This window comes from Clostridium puniceum, assembly GCF_002006345.1.
Classification (GTDB): domain Bacteria; phylum Bacillota; class Clostridia; order Clostridiales; family Clostridiaceae; genus Clostridium; species Clostridium puniceum.
In genome coordinates, this window is sequence record NZ_LZZM01000204.1 from 16,707 (window position 1) to 37,139 (window position 20,433).

Annotated in this window: 19 protein-coding genes; 12 read left to right on the forward strand and 7 right to left on the reverse strand. The window is 30.7% G+C overall.

The features are described 5' to 3' along the window. Positions 1-36: 36 nt before the first annotated feature. From CLPUN_RS20575 to CLPUN_RS20600, 6 genes are all read left to right on the forward strand, one after another. Positions 37-987, forward strand: coding sequence for a flavodoxin family protein (locus CLPUN_RS20575; RefSeq protein WP_077849105.1), 951 nt, complete (start codon positions 37-39; stop codon positions 985-987). Between the two features lie 151 nt (positions 988-1,138). Beyond that, positions 1,139-1,528, forward strand: a complete 390-nt coding sequence (locus CLPUN_RS20580; RefSeq protein WP_077849106.1) for a C-glycoside deglycosidase beta subunit domain-containing protein — start codon at positions 1,139-1,141, stop codon at positions 1,526-1,528. A 12-nt stretch (positions 1,529-1,540) separates the two neighbouring features. After that, on the forward strand, positions 1,541-2,593 hold the full coding sequence (locus CLPUN_RS20585; protein ID WP_077849107.1) for a sugar phosphate isomerase/epimerase family protein: 1,053 nt from the start codon (positions 1,541-1,543) through the stop codon (positions 2,591-2,593). Positions 2,594-2,711: 118 nt separating this feature from the next. Beyond that, on the forward strand, positions 2,712-3,176 hold the full coding sequence (locus CLPUN_RS20590) for a C-glycoside deglycosidase beta subunit domain-containing protein (RefSeq protein ID WP_077849108.1): 465 nt from the start codon (positions 2,712-2,714) through the stop codon (positions 3,174-3,176). Position 3,177: 1 nt separating this feature from the next. After that, positions 3,178-4,233, forward strand: a complete 1,056-nt coding sequence (locus tag CLPUN_RS20595; RefSeq protein ID WP_077849109.1) for a TIM barrel protein — start codon at positions 3,178-3,180, stop codon at positions 4,231-4,233. 68 nt (positions 4,234-4,301) lie between these two features. After that, entirely contained in the window at positions 4,302-4,859 is a 558-nt protein-coding gene (locus CLPUN_RS20600) for a nitroreductase family protein (RefSeq protein ID WP_077849110.1), read from the forward strand. 522 nt (positions 4,860-5,381) lie between these two features. Here CLPUN_RS20600 and CLPUN_RS20605 read toward each other — a convergent pair. The 7 genes from CLPUN_RS20605 to CLPUN_RS20635 form a co-directional block, all read right to left on the reverse strand. Further along, a complete protein-coding gene (locus CLPUN_RS20605) occupies positions 5,382-5,945 on the reverse strand; it encodes a flavodoxin family protein (protein WP_278281670.1) in 564 nt (187 codons plus the stop codon). A gap of 35 nt (positions 5,946-5,980) precedes the next feature. Further along, positions 5,981-6,436 carry a MarR family winged helix-turn-helix transcriptional regulator gene (locus tag CLPUN_RS20610; RefSeq protein WP_077849111.1) on the reverse strand — a complete coding sequence of 152 codons (456 nt, stop codon included), beginning with the start codon at positions 6,434-6,436 and terminating at the stop codon, positions 5,981-5,983. A 164-nt stretch (positions 6,437-6,600) separates the two neighbouring features. Next, positions 6,601-7,437 carry a methyl-accepting chemotaxis protein gene (locus CLPUN_RS20615; RefSeq protein ID WP_077849123.1) on the reverse strand — a complete coding sequence of 279 codons (837 nt, stop codon included), beginning with the start codon at positions 7,435-7,437 and terminating at the stop codon, positions 6,601-6,603. Positions 7,438-7,785: 348 nt separating this feature from the next. Then, the gene (locus CLPUN_RS20620; RefSeq protein WP_077849112.1) at positions 7,786-9,234 is read right to left on the reverse strand and encodes an FAD-dependent oxidoreductase; all 1,449 of its coding nucleotides are present in this window, start codon (positions 9,232-9,234) and stop codon (positions 7,786-7,788) included. Between the two features lie 121 nt (positions 9,235-9,355). Continuing rightward, positions 9,356-10,270, reverse strand: coding sequence for a sugar phosphate isomerase/epimerase family protein (locus tag CLPUN_RS20625; protein WP_077849113.1), 915 nt, complete (start codon positions 10,268-10,270; stop codon positions 9,356-9,358). Positions 10,271-10,356: 86 nt separating this feature from the next. Continuing rightward, on the reverse strand, positions 10,357-11,472 hold the full coding sequence (locus tag CLPUN_RS20630) for a Gfo/Idh/MocA family protein (RefSeq protein WP_077849114.1): 1,116 nt from the start codon (positions 11,470-11,472) through the stop codon (positions 10,357-10,359). A 41-nt stretch (positions 11,473-11,513) separates the two neighbouring features. Continuing rightward, positions 11,514-12,575 (reverse strand): Gfo/Idh/MocA family protein, encoded by a 1,062-nt coding sequence (locus CLPUN_RS20635; RefSeq protein WP_077849115.1) that lies wholly within the window; start codon positions 12,573-12,575, stop codon positions 11,514-11,516. A gap of 509 nt (positions 12,576-13,084) precedes the next feature. Here CLPUN_RS20635 and CLPUN_RS20640 point away from each other — a divergent pair. From CLPUN_RS20640 to CLPUN_RS20670, 6 genes are all read left to right on the forward strand, one after another. Beyond that, entirely contained in the window at positions 13,085-14,263 is a 1,179-nt protein-coding gene (locus tag CLPUN_RS20640) for an MFS transporter (protein ID WP_077849116.1), read from the forward strand. Positions 14,264-14,301: 38 nt separating this feature from the next. Further along, complete coding sequence (locus CLPUN_RS20645) at positions 14,302-15,066, forward strand: DAPG hydrolase family protein (RefSeq protein ID WP_077849117.1); 765 nt, start codon at positions 14,302-14,304, stop codon at positions 15,064-15,066. Between the two features lie 67 nt (positions 15,067-15,133). Continuing rightward, positions 15,134-16,075 (forward strand): ROK family glucokinase, encoded by a 942-nt coding sequence (locus CLPUN_RS20650; protein ID WP_077849118.1) that lies wholly within the window; start codon positions 15,134-15,136, stop codon positions 16,073-16,075. Positions 16,076-16,229: 154 nt separating this feature from the next. Then, a complete protein-coding gene (locus CLPUN_RS20655) occupies positions 16,230-17,945 on the forward strand; it encodes a methyl-accepting chemotaxis protein (protein ID WP_077849119.1) in 1,716 nt (571 codons plus the stop codon). A gap of 370 nt (positions 17,946-18,315) precedes the next feature. Further along, positions 18,316-19,500: an MFS transporter gene (locus CLPUN_RS20665; RefSeq protein ID WP_077849120.1), complete on the forward strand. Its 1,185-nt coding sequence runs from the start codon at positions 18,316-18,318 to the stop codon at positions 19,498-19,500. A 13-nt stretch (positions 19,501-19,513) separates the two neighbouring features. After that, positions 19,514-20,155, forward strand: a complete 642-nt coding sequence (locus tag CLPUN_RS20670) for a TetR/AcrR family transcriptional regulator (RefSeq protein WP_077849121.1) — start codon at positions 19,514-19,516, stop codon at positions 20,153-20,155. Positions 20,156-20,433 lie beyond the last annotated feature (278 nt).

Genomic DNA, 20,433 nt, shown 5'->3' on the forward strand with positions numbered 1-20,433 from the left:
CTGGATATAGTCATATAAAAAGAAAGGAAGAAAAAAATGAAAGTATTAGGATTATCATTTGGAAGAAAGATGGAACGTAGCGAAATTATGGTTAAGGAGGCATTATATAAGGCTAAAGAAGCTGGTGCTGAAGTAGAATTTATAAGCACTGTTAACATGAATATCCAACACTGTAAAGGTTGTGGAGCTTGTAGTAAATTAAGAGATAATGGTAAAGAAATTAAATGTATTATAAAAGATGATTATGAAATATTAGAACAAGCAGTTTTAGATGCAGATGGGATAATTATTGCTGCACCAGTATATGCAGTTGGACCAGTAGGGCAATTAAAGAATTTTATTGATAGATTTGGACCAGCTCATGACAGACCAGCGCTTGTAGCAGAACAAAATAAGCGTATTGCTGCAGGTGCAGAATTATTAGATGAACGTTCATTTAAAGATAGATATCTTGGTTTAATATCTGTTGGTGGTGCAAGTACACAAAATTGGGTGTCTTTAGGATTACCAACGATGAATTTATTCAGCTTTTCGGCAAAGATGAAAGTTGTAGGACAAATTGATGCTTATGACATGGGAAGAACAGTAAATCCTGTTTTTGATGAAGATTTAATGAATAGAGTTGGAGAATTAGGAAGAAGAGTAACTGAATCAGTTGGAAAACCATATGAAGAGGTAGAATGGTTTGGGGAAGAAGGAACATGTCCAGTTTGTCATTGTAATTTACTTACTGTGAATAAAACAACAACAGTTGAATGTCCACTTTGTGGAATAACAGGTCATTTATCTATAGATGGAGATGAGCTTAAAGTTGAATTCAGTAAGGAACAACAAAATCGTGCGAGAGGAACTGATAATGGATTACAAGAACATTTCGATGAAATTCAAGGAATGAAAGCTGTTGCAATACCAAAAATAATGGCTACAAAAGATACTTTACCTCAAATGTTAGAAAAATATAAGAATTTTGATGAGTTAATTAAATAAGTTATATTTTAATTTATTGTTACAGTGGATACCAATTATATTGTTTGTATAAGTTACAGATGATGAGAAATATAATTGGTATCTCTGATTATAAAATGAAAATTTAATAATTATGCAGCTATTATATAGAAAAATGAAGGGAGTTAAGGAAATGTTTGCAAAGCATATGTATAATCCAGAAGGATTTAAAAATACTATCGTGAATGATGAAATAATAGGATTTCAATTTGATATGAGAATTCAATATTATCGTGGAGTTACACTTTCTATTATAAGAAATATCGAAGTTGAGGTTGATGGAGAAATATATTCAAGAGAAGATATTCGTTTTACTGTAAATGGTGAAACATTTACTTTAGAAGAAATGCGTACAGTTATTGATAACCGTTGGTTATTTGGACAATTTGCTACAGTTACTGTATTGAAACAAGGTGGCTTAAAATCAGGTGAACACCATATTAAATGTACTCAAACTATTGCACCATCATATATGCCAATGATTTTAGTACATCCAGGTGAATATGATTTTGAGATTAGATAGGAGGAAATAACAATGGATTATAAAATTGGAAGAAGTGTATCGTTATATAGTTACCAATCAGAATATTATGTTGGTAAACTAGATTTAGAAGGATGTATTAGAGAAGCATCAAAAGCTGGAGCTACAGGAATTGAACTTTTAGCTGAACAAATGGTGGATTCTTTTCCTATAATTACACCAGAATTTAAAGAGCAATGGTTTGGCTGGATGGAGAAGTATGGTACAGAGCCTACTTGCTATGATGCCTTTTTAGAAAATCATATTTATGATAATAGAACTCTTACTCTTCGTGAACAAGTTAAAATGATGGAAAGAGATATTAAAATAGCAAAGGAACTTGGATTCAAAACTTTACGTACTCTTGTGGCTACTCCCATGGATGTTATTGAAGGAAGTCTTGAATGTGCAGCTAAAAATGACATTAAAGTATGTATTGAAGTTCATTCACCATTCTCCTTGAACTCTGGATGGGCAGATGGATATATGGAAATGATTCTTCGTACTGGAACAAAGCACTTTGGATTTATGCCTGACTTTGGTATATTCTGCAATAAGATTCCAAGACAGCTTCGTGAACAAGCTATCCGTAGAGGTGCTAACTTAGACTGTGTTAAACTTGTAGATGAAGCTTTTGCAAATAGAGTAGAAAAAGGATTTACAAAGATCAAATATGACACAAATCTAGGACGTGCACATGGTGAATACATGAAAGCTAATGGTATGCCAGAATTAATGGAAGCAATTAATAAAGCAAATGGAAGTAAAGTAGATTTAGCTTATGCTGGAGCTTCATTTAACTACACATGGTGTGATCCTCAAGATGTTATTGATAATATAAAATATATTTATCATACACATGCAAAATGTTATGAAATAGATGAAAATTATGAAGAAACATCAATGCCAATTAAAGAAATAGTAGCGGCGTATAAAAAAACAGGTTACCATGGTTTCTTATCTACTGAATATGAAGGACATGGAATGATTAATGATGCTTTTGAAGTTGACAGTGTTGAACAAGTTAGACGTCATCAAGAAGCATTAAGACGTGCTATAGAAGAATAGTAATAACAACAAATTAATATATGTTTAAAAATAAATGTGCATGATAAGTATTAATATATTATGCACATTTATTTACATATAAAAAATAAAATCTATCATAAGGAAAGGAGAAAAAATAATGTTTGATAATTATTTAATTAGAAAAGATAGTCTTGAAAATGTATTAAAAGATGAAAAAGTTGTAGGTTTTAAATTTTCAGTTCGTATTGCAGATTATCGAGGTTGTTTCTTATCTTTACACAATGGATATTATATTGAATGTGATGGCATAGAGTATCCTAGAGATTTGCAGAAGTTTGAAATTAATGGGAAAGAGCCTAGGGATTTTGAAGAAATTAAAAAGTGTGTTTGGGAACATTGGGATTATGACGATGAAGGGTATGTTTATGTTGAGAAAGAAGGTGGGTTAGCACCAGGAATGCATAACATTAAACTTCAGCAATCTGTATTAGCAGCCTATGGTTATATGCCATGGGATGAAGAATGGTTAAAGAATCCACCAGTTCCAGGGCATGGAGCAGGTTCTGGAAAGACTGCTAGTATATGTTCATTTAACTTAGAATTACAGGAAGGGGGAAAATAGTATGTCAATTAATAGAGGTGTTTCACTATACAGTTATCAACAAACTCAATTTTTTAAACAAATGAATTGGAAAGATATGATTAAGGAAGTTCATGATAATTTAAAAACAGATGGAATTGAGATTATTGATGAGGCTATTATCAAAAATTATCCATTTCCATCTGAACAGTTTATATTTGAATGGAATAATGAAATGGCAAGATATAATATGAATGCAGTTACAATGGATATATATCTTGATGTGCATCAATTTAGAGATCATATTATGACTCATAGAGAGGCAGCAGAAAGATTCAAAAATGACATCAAAATAGCTGCAAAATTAGGCTTTAAAAATGTACGTCCACTTTGCCTTGTTCCAATAGATGTTATTGAAATGGCACTTGAGACTGCGGAAAAATATAATGTGAAGATTGGTAAAGAAATTCATGCCCCTCTTCCTATTAAGCCGGGAACAAGAGTCCAACCTAAAACAGGAATGGCAGCAGCTCTTGATTTTAGAATGTCAGAGCAAATTATTGAACTGGCAGATCGTACAGGAAGTAAGCATATTGGACTAGTACCTGATTTTGGAATTTTTCAATATTCACCATCTCAAGTATCAATTGATTATGCAAAGAGACAAGTAAAAAATCCAGAAGCAATTGATTTTATTTTAGAAAATAGTAAAAATTATAGTCTAGATGATATAGGTACAGTATTAAGTGAAAAGTATCCTAACCATAATATTGATCAAGGAACTATTGAAAGAATGAGTCTTCATGAATCATCAGCAAGTCCGGAAGATATAATAGATATTATTCCATACATTGTAAGTATACATGGAAAGTTCTATAACATGACAGAAATACCAGGCAAGCCAGGATGTTATGAAGATTTAGCAATTGATTATGAAACTCCTATTAAGTATTTAAAAGAAAATGGATTCTCAGGATATATAAATTCTGAATATGAAGGACAAAGAGATCAACAGGATAGAGGAGTTGAGTTCTTACCTAATGAAGTTGAACAAGTAAGACGACATCATGAAATGCTTTCAAGATTAATTGGTGAGTAAATATTGCATCTATATTATATCAATAAATATATTGGGGAGAGTAATTGTAGGAAGGATAAGAAATAATTGTGAATGATACAATAAAATCAGTAATGAAAAGATGTTCTATTCGCAAATTTAAAAAAGACAAAATAGGTGAAGCTGAAATAAACATTTTAATGAAAGCAGCTCTTGCAGCACCTAGCGCTGCTAACACACAACCTTGGCATTTTAGTTTTGTAGAAGATACAAAATTAATAACAGATTTAGAAGATTATCTTGTTGAACTTGCTATGAATTCAGGTGATGAAATGGCAATTGAAAGATTAAAGTTACGTAATAACAAAGTTATTTTTGATACACCACTATTAGTAGTTGTTTCATCTCCAGTAAAAGGGCACTTTGATATGCTTGACTGTGGGATTGCAATTGAAAATATTGTGATTGTTGCTGAGGGTATTGGTCTTTCCAGCATTATACTTGGTGGAATGAGAGTTGCTTTTATGGGCGAGAAGAAAGCTGTTTATGAAGATTTATTCTGTATTCCAAAAGGGAATCAATTTGTAGCAGCTATTGCTATTGGATATGCAGATATGACTGGAAATCCACATGAATTGAATGAAACAAAGATAACTAGAATTAAATAAAAAATAATTTATGAAAGCAGTAAATTATTGCTAATAAAATTGATATTAATTATGCATGATAGTTTCAAGCTTTTTTTAAAGTTATTTTGAAAAGCTTGAAACTATCATGATATTTTTAATTATTTGCAAGTAATTAAATGTAAAAAAAGGGTGCGATACCACCTTTTGCTGTATTACACAATAAAAGAGTTATTGGGAACTATCTCTATGACTCAGTTTACAGACAAGCCTGTTTCTCTTATTTTTGGTAGAAAGTTGGGCATATTTAGAATATCAAGTTTTTCGATAAATCAGATTTTACCACTTTGCATTACTAAGATTACTTATTCTAATAAAGTAATCTTCCAGCATTTCTTATCCCATTGCTAATCGTTACTCTCTCTGATAGCATAGATACGAGTTATTATACATAAAGTGTTCTTTAGCACTTTTGTTAAAAATTTGCATTCTATAAATTCTGTTTTATCATATAAAAGGATCTTTATCGTCCATATCAGGCAATACTATGTAGAGCGGATTGTATTACACATTTTTCCCCATTATCTCCGCCTGTTCCAGGTAATCCGTATTGGCAATGGAACCTTTTTCCATTACTCCTAATGCAACAACAAGTCCTCTGTTTTTCCATTGAAAACTTTTATACAATTGATTGTAAGTTTCTATAGCACCCCCATATACTTCCAGGTTATCAAAACCTCCACATATTAGTAATGCTGTTTCTGATATTTTCATTCTTACCGGACTTTGAGGCATTAGTAATGAATATGTTTTTTCAAGCGTAGCTTGAATACTGGCAGGAAATCCATATAAGTATAGTGGCATACAAAGTACTAGCATATCAGCATTTTCTAAAAGAGGAAGAAATTTTTCGTTAAATGCATCGTTAAAAGAACAAGGAACATTTTTGCTCCAACAAGTGTCACAAGCACGGCAACCTGATATTTTCGTAAACGCAGCTTCATACTTATTGACGGTATGTCCCATTGACTTTGCGCCATTAATAAATGCGTCAGCCATCATATCACTATTCCCATGCTTTCTAGGACTGCCTGTTAAGACTAATATATTTTTTTTCATTATTTGCATCTCTCCTTGTATTGGTTTTATATTATCTAACGCCTTTACAGTACATTTTGATCATGTTCAGCTTTGCGGAAGTATTTGAGGTAATCAGCCAGATTATCGTTCAAGCATTTCATACGTTCTAGTCCCATTTTTTCTATCGCATAAGTATCTAAGCTAGTCAAAGCAGCTTCAATTTCTTTTGCATATTGCATACCATTATCAGTAAGTAATATCAGTTTATTTCGCTTATCTGATGGCTGATGAGTTAATATTACATATCCTTTATTTTGTAAATCTTTTAGAATTGTGTTTATCGTTTGCTTGGGCATCCCCCATTTCTGTGCTATTATTTTTTGGGTACAATGTAGTGGATGATTAAGTAATGTACAAAGAACTAAAACATAGTTATAGGTTATCCCTCGTTGTTTAGCCCATTTTTCATATAGTTGTGTAGCATCGCACCATAATTCATAGTAACGATTTAGCTGTTCTTGTAAAATAGATTTTTCCATGCATATCTCCTTAAATAAAAAAGTCCGACTTAGTACTAATGGGATAGTCCTAACCTGGACCTTTGTCAAGAATTAAATAAAATTACTTTATATAAAGTGTTATTTAATTTTTTGCTGTTTTAGCTTAACTTGACAGCATTGCTAGTACGACAGTCCTTTTGAGATCAATTTTTAATAAGTTTTGCAATTTGTGCTAAATTTATCAGATTATCATGTACATCGATTACATTTTTTGATATATCAGTAATTGATGTTACTTGATTGTTGGTGTTGTTCTCAATTGAATTGATTCGTATGTCAATTTCTTCAATGGCCTTTTTCATGGCTGATAAGGATTTTTTAGCCTCTTCAGCAGAATTTTTGCTTGAACTAGCTAGTTTGCCAATTTCAGTAGCAACAACTCCAAATCCCTTTCCGACTTCGCCAGCTCTTGCAGCTTCAATTTTCGCATTTAAGGCTAGTAGACCAGACTGATTGGCAATATTCTGAATTGATTTTATTATAATATCTATGTCATTGATACGCTCCATCAGCATATTAGCATCCTCAACATTAGAATGGGCTTCTTCTGATAATTTAGAAATTTCTTTAATAATATTATTAAAGCTTTTATTAAAGTCTTCGAATGTCTGTGAGATATTAAGAGATAGGTTCTGCACAGTTGCTTGTTGTTCGAGATCACGTACAACAAGTATGAAACCGGCGATGGAGTTATTATAATCATAATAGGGGGTAATTGTTGAACATGTATGTACTTTAAATGTGTCATCAGGGTCTCTAAACGCTGTAAAAGTCTTTTTACCTTTTGATATAGATTCAAAGAAAGGGTTATTAGTATCAAAGGAGTCTCCCGTCTTGCAATTGACGTTCATTGCCCCTTCACCTTGTTGGATCGAAATAAACTGATTTAGGTCTGTTACAGCGATGTTTGTATTTATATTGAAAAGTTCATTAATATAGGGCATTAATTTAGTTAAAGATTCAATTTGTTCTTTTTTCATAGACAATCATATTACACCAAACACAAAATATATAGTGCTTAATGTTTCTCCTTTCATATTTGAAATAGCATGAAATTATGTGGCTGAAAAACTTTTTACTATAGTCATAATATAAACTTAAATATTAACAATCTTAAACTATTCATAGATATAGTCTATTGGTAATTATAATGCAATTAAATATCTCATATTAATTTTCCTAAAATTAATAAGGATCCCATACACAAAGGAGTCACTTATGTATGGGATTTGGTTTATACTAATATATTTTCTTATACATATCTTTTTATTTTTTACATACTAATTTGTAAACATATCTTCTATTTTTTCAATTATATTTTAAAGAGATTATAATGTATTTAAATAGTCAGAAGCATTTTCACCAGCCATACGACCACTGTTTAATGCATATCCCATAGTGTTACCAGGTAATAAGAACATATAACTGTCACCATAAATTGTACAAGTATCTGTTCCGGCTGCATAAAGACCTTCAATAACTTCAAAGTCTTGTGTAACAACTTCTGTTTTATGATTAATCTTAATTCCACCTAATGAACCATATGCACCAGGGAAGAATTTAGTAGCATAGAATTTTCCTTTTCTTATTGGTCTCATATATTCAGCTTTTTTACCAAAAGCTTCATCTCTGCCTTCACAAGCATCATTGTAATCATCAATTGTATCTAATAGGTTATCGCAGTTAATTCCAGTTTTCTCTGCTAATTCTTCAATAGTATCGGCAGCAAATAAGTATGGATTTCCTTGAGAAATTGCTGTTTCCATATGTTCATCAAAACCATGAATATTTTCTTGATTTAGAACCATACTTACTACATCAACACCTCTTTTAAGGTATTGTCTTTTAATTGATTCATCGATAATCATAAAAGCACAACGATCTTTTTGAAGATTTATAGCATTTCCAGCATAAGTACTATTTTCAAAATGTTCTTCATTAAAGAAACGTTCACCCTGTAAATTAACTAATAGATTTGGTTGGTTAAAAGCAGCATGAATTGAACCAGTGACATTTTCACCTGGAAGAGTAACAACCATTTCTATATTTATATCACTTTTTCCTGCTCCTGCATTCCAAGCCATTTTAATTCCATCTCCAACTAAGCCAGGGATACGGAAACCAAAATAATCTTTTCCACATTCGTATCCAGTATATTCTTTTATCATTTCAGCATTATCACCGAAACCACCTGTTGCAATAACAGCAGCTTTACAGTTTGCTTTGATTTCGTCTCCATCTTTAGTTTGGCCAATAACTCCAGTTATCTTTCCATCAGTTTTTATTAATTCTTTAGCTGGTGTTTCAAAATAAAATTGTACACCTAATTCTACAGCTTTTTCAGTCATACGTTTTATCATAGTAGCAGCAGCTCTTGGACCAGGCATACCAGATTCTGGTTTTACAATATGCCAAGTTGGCTCTGAACCAGGGAAATATTTAGAAGCTTTATAGAATTCAACTCCCATATCTTGTAACCAATCGATAGTATCAGCAGATTTGTCAAAGTACTTTCTAACCAAATTTGCATCTACTCTCCAATGTGTATAATTCATAAACATATCAAAGGCTTTATTTTTATCTACAGTTGCTAATTCTTTACGTTGAACGCTAGTTCCAAGGCCTAATGGTCCCATCCCCATATTGGCTGCACCACCTGTGTTCATTGACTTTTCAAATACTACAACTGACATATCATTTTCAGCAGCTGAAATTGCTGCAGCAAGCCCCGCTGGACCAGCAGCAACAACAACAACATCGCACGTGATTTCTTTCATAATAAAATCCTCCTTAGATTTAAGATCATAATTTTTTTGAATTTATAGTGTTAGTGTCAAGTTAGTGTGTATTATATGTTTAGTATTTACTTATTTATAATAAATTTTGTGAGAATAAGTTCTAAATTACAAATTGTTTTAAATATCTTTGACTAAGTAATAAAGAGTTTCTAATTTCTTCATCAGAGCCTTCAAAGGCTTTATCTTCAATTTCAATGCATGTATTACCTTTATATCCTATATCAGTTAAAGCTGAAACATATTTACCCCAGTTTACATCACCAAGACCTGGTAGCTTTGGAGACATAAATTGTAGTGGAGTAGCCATAATTCCAACATCATCTAATTTATCTTTGTAAACTTTAATATCTTTATAATGTACATGGAATATTTTTTCTTTGAATTCATATAGTGGTTTAATGTAATCTATTTGCTGCCATACAAAATGTGATGGATCATAGTTTAGTCCGAAATAATCGCTTTTTATTGCAGTAAACATTTGTCTCCAAATAGCAGGAGTTGTTGCAAGATTTTGTCCGCCTGGCCATTGGTCATTTGTAAATATCATTGGACAATTTTCTATAGCAACTTTAACTTTGTTTTCTTCAGCTAATTTTATTATTGGAGTCCAAACTTCTTTAAATATTTCAAGATTTTCTTCTACAGTTTTATTTTGATCTCTACCTATAAAAGTAGTTACTACACCTATATTTAATTTGTTAGATGCAACGATTAATTTTTTTATATGGCTTACATGAGCTTCTCTTTTTTCAAGGTCAGGATCTAAAGTATTTGGATAGTAAGCAAGAGAAGATAAATTCACATTTTTCTTAGAACAATAATCTTTAATATAAGCAATTTTATTGTCATCAAGTTCATCTACGTTTATGTGTGTAACACCAGCATATCTACGTTCTGCTTTACCTTTTGGCCAGCAAGCTACTTCTACACATTCAAAACCGCTTTCACTTGCAAAATCAATCATTTCTTCAAATGTATAAGTATCTAAAATAGCACTTACAAAACCTAATTTCATATTATAATTCCTCCGATTTAGAAAAAATTTTGATAGGATAAGCCAAAAGAGACTAACTCTTATGGCTTAGGTTAATTACTTACTTATTAAAGGTATATTTCTTTACCAGTTTCAGCTGATTTATAGATTGCATCTAAAATTTGTGTTACCACGAAGGCTTGTTCGGGTTTAACTAATGGATCTGTATTATTTATGATTGCATCCATCCATTGTGACTGTTCACGTACACCTTCTGCTGATGCACCACCTTCGAAGAAGTCAACAATACCAGCAGGAGAAATAGTTTTTTCCATTAGTTGATTATGTTCTACATTGTTGTAGATAAGTTCATCTTTTGGATAGCTTCCACCATGATGAATTTCAGCTCCACCTTTTGTTCCACAAAGTGTTGTAGATGCTTCCATAGATTTTAGTACATTTAATGCCCAAGATGATTCTAAGTAAACAACAGCTCCATTTTCCATTTTAATCATACCAAATGCTGAATCTTCTACTTCAAATGTTTCAGGATCCCATGGACCAAATACATTTCCATCAGGACCATCAGCTTGACGTCCTAATTTATAAAATACTTGTCCAGTTACAGAAACTGGTTTATAATTATCCATCATCCAAAGTGTTATATCTAATGCATGAGTACCAATATCTATTAATGGACCACCACCTTGTAGTGCTTTGTTAGGGAATACACCCCAAGTAGGAACAGCTCTTCTTCTAATAGCATGTGCTTTTGCAAAATAAACTTCTCCAAGTTCTCCATTTTTGCATGAAGCATTTAATGTTGTTGTATCGTCACGGAATCTGTTTTGATAACCAATTGTGAATTTCATTCCTGATTTTTTCCAAGCATCAATCATTTTTTGTGCATCTTCAGTGTTATGAGCCATTGGTTTTTCACACATTACATGTTTTCCAGCTTCAAAAGCTGCAACTGTAATTGGACAGTGGGCAACGTTAGGAGTACATACGTGTACTACATCAAATTCTATACTTGTATCAGCTAACATTTCTTTATAATCGGCATATACTTTAGCATCTGGTGTTCCATAATCTTCAGCTGCTTTTTTTGCACGTTCAGGTATAATATCACAGAAGGCAACTATTTCTGCCTTTTCTGAATTAGCTTTTATGGATGGCATATGTTTTTGATTTGCAATTCCTCCACAACCTACAATAGCAATTTGAACTTTTCCGTTTTTCATAATTAAATTTCTCCTTTATATTTAAAATTATTTTTAGTTATTTATTCAAAATCAACAGATTTTTTAGAGGCTGCTGATTCTCTTACAGCTTCCATTACAGCTAAAACTCTTCTTACCTCAGGTATCTTGATAATTAATTCTTCTTTCCCTTCTAATGCTTTTAGATAATTTTCAAAAAACATTATGTGAGCGACATTTACTTTAGGTAAATCTTCAGTAAGTAAAACTCCCTCTTGAGGTGGACCAAACGAACGTGTTGGACCAGAAGCTGTCATAGTAGTTTTTCCAGGAACATTTTTAAGAAGTCTAGTTGTTCTTGCGATTTTTCCTTCTGGATCAAAACCATCACTGTACATGGTTCCTTTATCTCCACCAATAAACCAATGCCTTTCAAACCATTTTGGTTTATCAGCTAAGAAGTAAGTTCCAAGCTCTATTTCACCTGTCACTCCATTTTCAAACTTAAGTAAAATCTTGAAGTAATCATCTACTTCTTCATTAATAACATTTCTTAAATCAGCATAGATAGTCTTTATTTTACTATCAACCATATAAAGCATTTGATCTATTAAATGAACACCCCAGTCATATAACATTCCACCACCGTATTTTTTAAATACATGCCAATCATGCATATTTCCATTTATTCCATATAACTTTGATTGGATAGTATATACATTACCTAAGGTCTCTTGATCATATACTTCTTTTGCAGTCCTAAAGTCTACATCGTATCTACGTTGTTGATGTACTGTAAATAATACTCCAGCATCTTTTACAACAGCTATCATTTCATCGTATTCCTTTACATTCATAGCAGCAGGTTTTTCACAAATTATATTTTTTCCTGCTTTCGCAGCCTTGATTACAACCTCTTTATGAATATGATTACTTACTGAGATTATTACGGTATTAATATCATCAATTTTTAACAACTCATCAAAGCTAGTAGTTTTAATAACATTTTCAGTAATAGCATCATTCATTTTTACTTCGTCAATATCACATACTGCAACTATGTTTGCCCCATCTAATGATGCTAGTGTTTTTTCATGTATATGTCCCATAAATCCAAAGCCTATTATTCCAAAATTAACTTTCATTTATTTATTCCTCCTTGATATGAGTTTAGAAATAGCATATCGTATCTCATGAAAATATTATAACACTTTTTTCATGAAAAATACAAGAAAAAATCAAAAATAAAGCAAATATTTTCAGAAAATATATATATGCGTCATAAAATCATAAAAATAGTTGTAAGTTATGATTTTAATTTAACTTAAAAGTGACTAATACAATATGAATGAAAATTATATATTCAGAAAAAGTTTAAAAGTTTTTTTTGATTTATTAAGAAAAAAGCATATTAGATAATCAATGTATTTTAATGTAGGAATTTTATAAAAAATACGATATATATGATATTTAAAGAAAAAATCATGAAAAAAAGTATATATTTTCAGAAAATATATTGAAGAAATTTAATAATATGATATTATTATTACATATAACTTCAGCTGATTTACAAATAAATGAAAACAATATCATTAAAGAGTAGATTTTAGAGTAAGAGTACATCTAAATATCGATTAGAAAGGGGAATTTATTTATGAAACAAAAAAGTAATAAAAGTATAAAAATATCAATATTTTCTATAGCCTTTGTACTTGGGTTAAATATAACTGGAGTAGCACCTGTATTAGGAATGTTGGATATAGCATTTAAAGAAGAAGGTTCAAATGCAGTTCAAACACTTCAAACCGTACCTTATTTTTTGTTAATGGTAGCATCAATATTGGTTGGGTGGTTAGTAACTAAGATTTCAAAAAGAAAAATAGTATTACTTGGTTTAATAATCATTGCTTTTGTAGGAGCTAGTCCATTTTTAGTGGATAGTTTTTCATTTATGATGATTTCAAGGATTCTTATAGGCTTTGGATTTGGAATAGTATCACCACTTAATGCAGCAATAATTAGTGACTTCTTTGAGGGGAAAGATCGTGCAGCTCTTATGGGGCTCCATGTTACAGGAATGGGAATAGGTTCAATATTTATAAATATTGTTGGGGGGATATTGGGGAACTTTGGATATCAAAAATTCTTTTTAGTTCATTTAATTGCTCTTGCAGCATTTATAATTGTAATATATCAATTGCCAGATACAGGAGCACAGGTTCTAAGTACTACACAAAAATTAAAGTTAAATAAAATGGTATTTGAATTATATTTAATTAGCTTTTTTCATACTCTATTTATAACAGCCTTTATGACTAATATAGCTACTCATATTTTACAGAACTTAAATGGAAGTTCTGCGCTTACAGGAATAGTGGCTGCAGTACAGGGTGGATTTGCACTTTTAGTTGGTTTTAACTTTTCAAGGATATCATCAGCCTTAAAGCGTAACACATTACCTTTTGCTATTTTTGCAGCTGGATTAGGATATTTATCAGTTGTTGTTTTGCCCAATAATATATTTGGGATACTTTTTGGAAGTGCATGTTTAGGGATTTCTTTGAGTTGTTTTATGGCTCAAGCTTCATATATTATCTCTGTATCAGTACCTCAAATCGCCATAGCTCTTGCAAATGGTGTTTTTGCAGTAATTGGAGGAATTGGAGGTTTATTATCTCCAATTATAATAAATAGTCTTACCAACTATATATTCAAAAATATGTCAACTAGCGGAGTGTTTATTATATGCGCTATTGGAATGTTTTTATTATCAATTTGTAGTTACATTTTAGTGTTTTTTAAAAGTGAAAAAGAACAGATTATAAATCAATAAAAGTTATTGTAAAAATAAAAAAAATGGAGGTTTTAGGAATGATTAATGAATTATCGAAGGAAGAAATGAAGAAAAGTTACTCTAAATATTTTTTTATGGAGTTAAGCAATACAGATGAAAAGGTTATCAAACTATTAGATGCCGGAGCAATGAATATTCAAAATGTAATATTGCTGGAAGATAGAGAGAAAATATTACTATGTAATAATAGTGATGAAAATATAGGGTATTGTGTTTTAGAGGATGGGTCAGCTTATGTGTCTACAGTAACAAAAATGGAAGGTATTACTGTAGAAATGTTTGATTGGTGGTTTGCATGGCATGGATTAGAACCATTAAGATACAAAATATGGGATAGGGAAGATCATTTTGATGTGAAGACAACAAAAAGAGAACAACTCTTGGATATAAATTTATCAGACAAAGAAAAAATATGGGGAGTAACTCATACTGTAGTTGAGGATACAGGATGTGGAGTTGAAACAATTAAAATTAATTTTTTATCTCCAAATGAATTTTTTAAGAATGGAATAGAAGATTCTAAAGTTGAATCAGTTGTATGGGGAAATGGAAGTTCAGCGGTTATGTGCCACACAATACATAAGATACCAAATGGTATTGAACTAAGTTCTCACTTTTGGCTTGGTTATAATTTGATTAATAATGAGGTTGTAAGAATAATACCTGATTTTGTAAAAATACCTCTTGAAGCTCCAAAAGGACTTGCTTATCACAGTGTAAAAGAATATGGTAATTTAGCTAAAATATTACCGAGTATTTATAAGGAGGAAAGTGGCAAGTAACTTGAAATCAAAAGTAATTGATATGTATAGAACATTAGAATAAAAATATATTTATGGAGGAAAAGAAATGAGGCAGTATGGATTTGGAATAGACATTGGTGGAACTACTATAAAAATGGGGTTGTTTAAAGTTGATGGAACTCTATTGGAAAAGTGGGAAGTAGAGACTAGAAAAGAGGATAGTGGAAAGTATATTTTAGAAGATATAGCAAAAGAAATAAAAGATAAACTTAAAGAAAAATATATACATACAAATGATGTGGTTGGGGTTGGAATTGGAGTCCCTGGTCCAGTGAGTAGTGATGGAAATGTATTGAAGTGTGTAAATTTAGGTTGGAGAATATTTAATGTTGAAGAAACTTTAAATGAAATGATTGATCTTCCAGTAAAAGCAGGAAATGATGCAAATGTTGCAGCCCTTGGAGAGATGTGGCAAGGAGGAGGCAAAGGATATAAGAATGTAGTAATGGTAACACTAGGAACAGGAGTTGGTGGAGGAATAATTATTGAAGGAAATATTATTTCAGGAACTAATGGAGCAGGTGGGGAAATTGGACACATAAAAGTTGTGAAAAATGAAACTCAAACTTGTGGCTGTGGTAAAACAGGCTGCTTAGAACAATATGCATCAGCTACAGGAATCGTAAAAGAATCTAAAAAACTTTTGAGTAGTGATAGTACTTCTTCGGTTTTAAGAGAAGTTAAGGATATTACAGCAAAAACAATATTTGATGCAGCAAAAGATGGAGATAAATTAGCTAATATATTGGTTGAGGATTTAGGAGATAAATTAGGAAGTGCTCTTGCTACTATTTCCTGCATATGTGATCCTGAAGTTTTTGTTATTGGTGGTGGTGTCTCAAAAGCAGGAATGATTCTTGTGAATGCAATTAGAAAGTATTATATTGAAAAAGCATTTCATGCATGTGAAAATACAAAATTTGAACTTGCAAAGCTAGGAAACGATGCGGGAATTTATGGAGGGGTAAAATTAGTTCTAAATATATGATTAAAGTTGATAAATATTGCACTAAGTTAATAGAAATATAGAATTAATTTTATTGTACATAAAAACAATTTAATTGTAAGCGGAATTATATTTAATTCTATACTCACAATTTTTATTGTTAAACAGATAATATTAAGTTAGGAGTTGTATACTAATGAAATGGATAAGTAATTTAAAAATTATTCACAAACTATTAGCAGCCTTTATTTTGGTAGCAGTTTTTATAGGTGTTGTAGGAAGTATTGGAATGTACAGTATGAAAAATATAAATAAAAATCTTGAAAATATTTATCATAATGATTTAATAAAAATTAATTATATTAATAAACTTAAATCAAGTACCATTTCAGGTGAAAGAGATATGCTGCTTATTACTAATGCTGGATATAGACCAGGATTAGAAACCTTTGTAAAGAGTGTTGAAAATACAAAAATTAGTGAAGATGAGATTATTTCGAATTATAAAGCCATATTAGCTACTGATTCAGAAAAAGTGGAATTTACTAAGTTTGAAAAATTAATTAAGAGTTCTCGAGAAACTGCTGATAAAATAATTAAATTAGTGAAAGCTGGAAATTATACTGATACAGGCAAATTTATGTCTGAGTATGGTGAAGGGATTTTAACTAATAAAATTGAATTTTTAGATAAAGAACTGGAATCGATTTCTGAAAATGCTAATAATGATTATAACAATAGTCAGTTAGTTTATAGAAGTGCTTCTATTGAAAGTATAGCAATGACAGTTTTGGGATTGTTAATAGCTATAGTTTTAGGAGTGCTAATTTCTACTACAATTTCAGCACAAATAAAGAAAATAGTAATAGTTGCTAAAGCTCTTGGGGAAAATGATTTATCAAAAACAGTTGATATAGATAATAAGAGTGAAACTGGAATTTTAGCGGAAGCTTTAAATCAATCTATAATAAATTTAAGAGTATTAGTTAAAGAAATATCGGAAGGAGCTAATGATATAAATTCTGTAAGCCAAGAATTAGCAACTACAACTGAAGAAATATCGTCAAAAATGGAAGTTGTAAATGAAGCTGTGAAGCAGGTAGCATTAGGTGCTGAACAACTAAGCGCTACAACTGAAGAAATAAATGCCACAACTGAAAATATTTCTGTGAATATAATAGAGGTTGCAGATAAGGCAATTAAGGGAAATGAAAGTGCAAAGAATATAGAAATAAAAGCTGGTGAATTTAGAAAAACTGCTGAAAACAGTTCGGACACATCAGAAAAGCTATATTTAGAAAAGTATAAAAGCATAATAAAAGCAATTGAAGAAGGCAAAATTGTATCTCAAGTTAAAATAATGGCAGATGAAATAGATAGTATTGCAAGTAATACAAATCTTCTTGCTCTTAATGCAGCTATTGAAGCAGCAAGAGCAGGAGAACAAGGTAAAGGGTTTGCTGTTGTAGCTGATGAAGTAAGAAAATTAGCTGAACAATCTTCTGTTACAGTACAAAAAATACAAGAAGTAACTACTAAGGTTCAACATGCATTTGAAAATATTTCAACCAGTGCCAATGATATATTAGAATATATAGATGAAAAAGTTAAAAGTGATTATGAATTGTTTGTAGATACAGCTAAGCAATATGGCAATGATGCCTTGGTATTTAGCAATATGTCTTCAGGTGTTGCAGATGCTATGACTATTGTGAACTGTACTGTATCAGAAATACAAAAGGCAGTTGAGAATGTGTCGGCTACAGCAGAAGAATCAGCTGCTAGTTCAGAGGAAATATTAGCAAGTGTGAGTGAATCTAACAGGTCAATTCAATTAATATCAGAAACATCGCAAAAGCAAGCTACATTAGCTATCAAATTAAATAGATTAGTAAATAAATTTAAATTTTAAATTATAAAGTTAGATTATTTTAGGCTATCGTATTATGAATTGTATCATGAAATAAAGGTATGGTTCATAATATGGTAGCCATTAATTTTTCGAATAATAATAACGTCAGGTTTATCTAATTACAATATTAAATTTTATGATTTGTTTGGAGAACACTAGCAATAGTATCACAATACTCAACCATTTGTTCAATAGGAACTATCATTCCCTCCTCAGGCTATTCCCCAGCTGAATAAACCAGCGCAGGGGAATAAAATTCTGCAATAATATTGATTAGAACAATAAATTTAGATATTGTATTTACAAATATGGATTCTTCGGGTAAAATAGGTTACACGGTGTAATCTATTGAAAAATTAGGAGGATTTAGATGTCGAACTCAAAAAATAATAATATGTTTCCTTTATTTATATTGATGCTTAACTTATTTATTGCTCTTTTAGGGCAAGGTATGGTTATTCCAATATTGCCAGATTATTTAAAACAATTTAATGCTGCTGGAACTGCAGCAGGATATTTAGTAGCTGCTTTTGGAGCAGCACAATTTATTTTTTCACCTATAGGAGGAAGGTTTTCCGATAAATATGGTAGAAGAATAATGATATTATTAGGTTTATTTTTCACTGTTATTGCAGATTTTATATTTGCGATTTCTCATACGCTTATGTTGTTATATATTGCTAGACTTATTGGCGGGGTTGGGATTGGAATTATGGTGCCATCTGTTCTTGCGTATGTAGCAGATATAACTACAAAAGAAACTAGGGCCAAAGGAATGGGGTATTTAAGTGCAGCTATGAATTTGGGAATGGTATTAGGACCAGGTATTGGAGGAATGATTGCTCAATTAGGTATAAGGATACCTTATTTTTTTGCAGCAGGTCTAGGTCTTGTTGCATCAATATTAACATTCATATTGCCAGAAACACTTCCCTTAGAGAAAAGAAGAGTAGCTGACACATCAAAAAAACAGCAATCCATCGTTGGAGAATTAATTCAATCTTTTCATAAGCCATATTTCAAACACCTTATACTCATACTTGTTATGACTTTGGGATTGGTAGGCTTTGAAACAGTTTATTCTTTATTTGTTGAAAATAAATATGGATTTACTTCAAAGGATATTTCAATTTTAATAACTTTAGGGGCAGCAATAGGAATCGTTATACAAATATGGTTTGTTGAAAAGGCTGTAAGATTATTTGGTGAGTATAATTTAATAAAAATATCGTTATTAATGACAGCAGTTGCTCTATTATTAATGTTAATTAAGATTAATTTTATTTATCTTATAGTAGTTTCTTCATTATTTTTTACCTTTAATTCATTGTTAAGACCAACAGTAAATACCTTGCTTTCAAATGAGGCTGGAAGTGATGAACAAGGATTTATTTCAGGACTTAATACTACTTATATGAGTATGGGTAATATAGTTGGACCTGTTATGGCTGGGTATTTATTTGATAAACAAATTAATTTGCCATATATTATAAGTGCGATAATTCTTTGTTGCACAATCTTTATAGCTGGAGAAAGAAAAAAAGTTTCTAAATAATGAGGTATAAGTAATGAGTGATACTTGGCATAAAAACAAAAAAAATAAAAATCGTGAAGATATAATTATAGCAGGGAGAAAGTTATTTTTACAAAATAATTTTATCAATGTGAATATAAAAGATATATGTAATTTAGCAGGTGTAAGTAGAGTTACTTTTTATAAACATTTTAAATCAATTGATGAATTAATATTTGAAGTTCAAATTGATATCTTAAATAATATAACTGATTTTATAATTTCAAGGGATGATGTTAAAGCAAGTGGAATTGAAAGACTTAAAATGGTACTTAATGCATGGATAGCTTATGCTAAAGAGTATAAAGAGCAAATGAAGTTTAGTGTTTTATTTGATCTTTATTATGATACTAATGAAGAAGTGAATTCTATGTATGAAAAATTTATCAGTGAAGAAAGTGATAAAGATTTTCTACATACTATAGTTTGTAAAGGAATTGAGGATAAAACTTTAAGGCAGGATTTAGAGCCTATAAAAACAGAATACTATATTTATCAGACAATAACTGGTGTTGTACAGAGGATGAGTTACACTAGATTACCGATAAAATATGTGGTGATATCCTTTGATGAAATTGCTAATTCTGTTGTAGATATGATTATAAGCTATGTTATTAATTCAAATCATAATGAATAGGATTATTTGTATATAAGTAAAAGTAAAGTGAAGTAAATTAGAAAGATTAGAAGTAATTAAATATTTGCATTACTGAAATTAACATTTTCAGTAATGTTTTTCTTTAGACCAGTTATACAAAAAAATAAAAAATTTTAAAATTATTTTTTTTAAAAAAGGTATGCTTAATAAACCATTATTATTTTACGAATAATGGACAAGATTAAGGTGAAAATTATACACTAAATTACTATTTGTAAATGTCTTTCTAAATATAGCTTTTTATGAGTTTCAGGTAG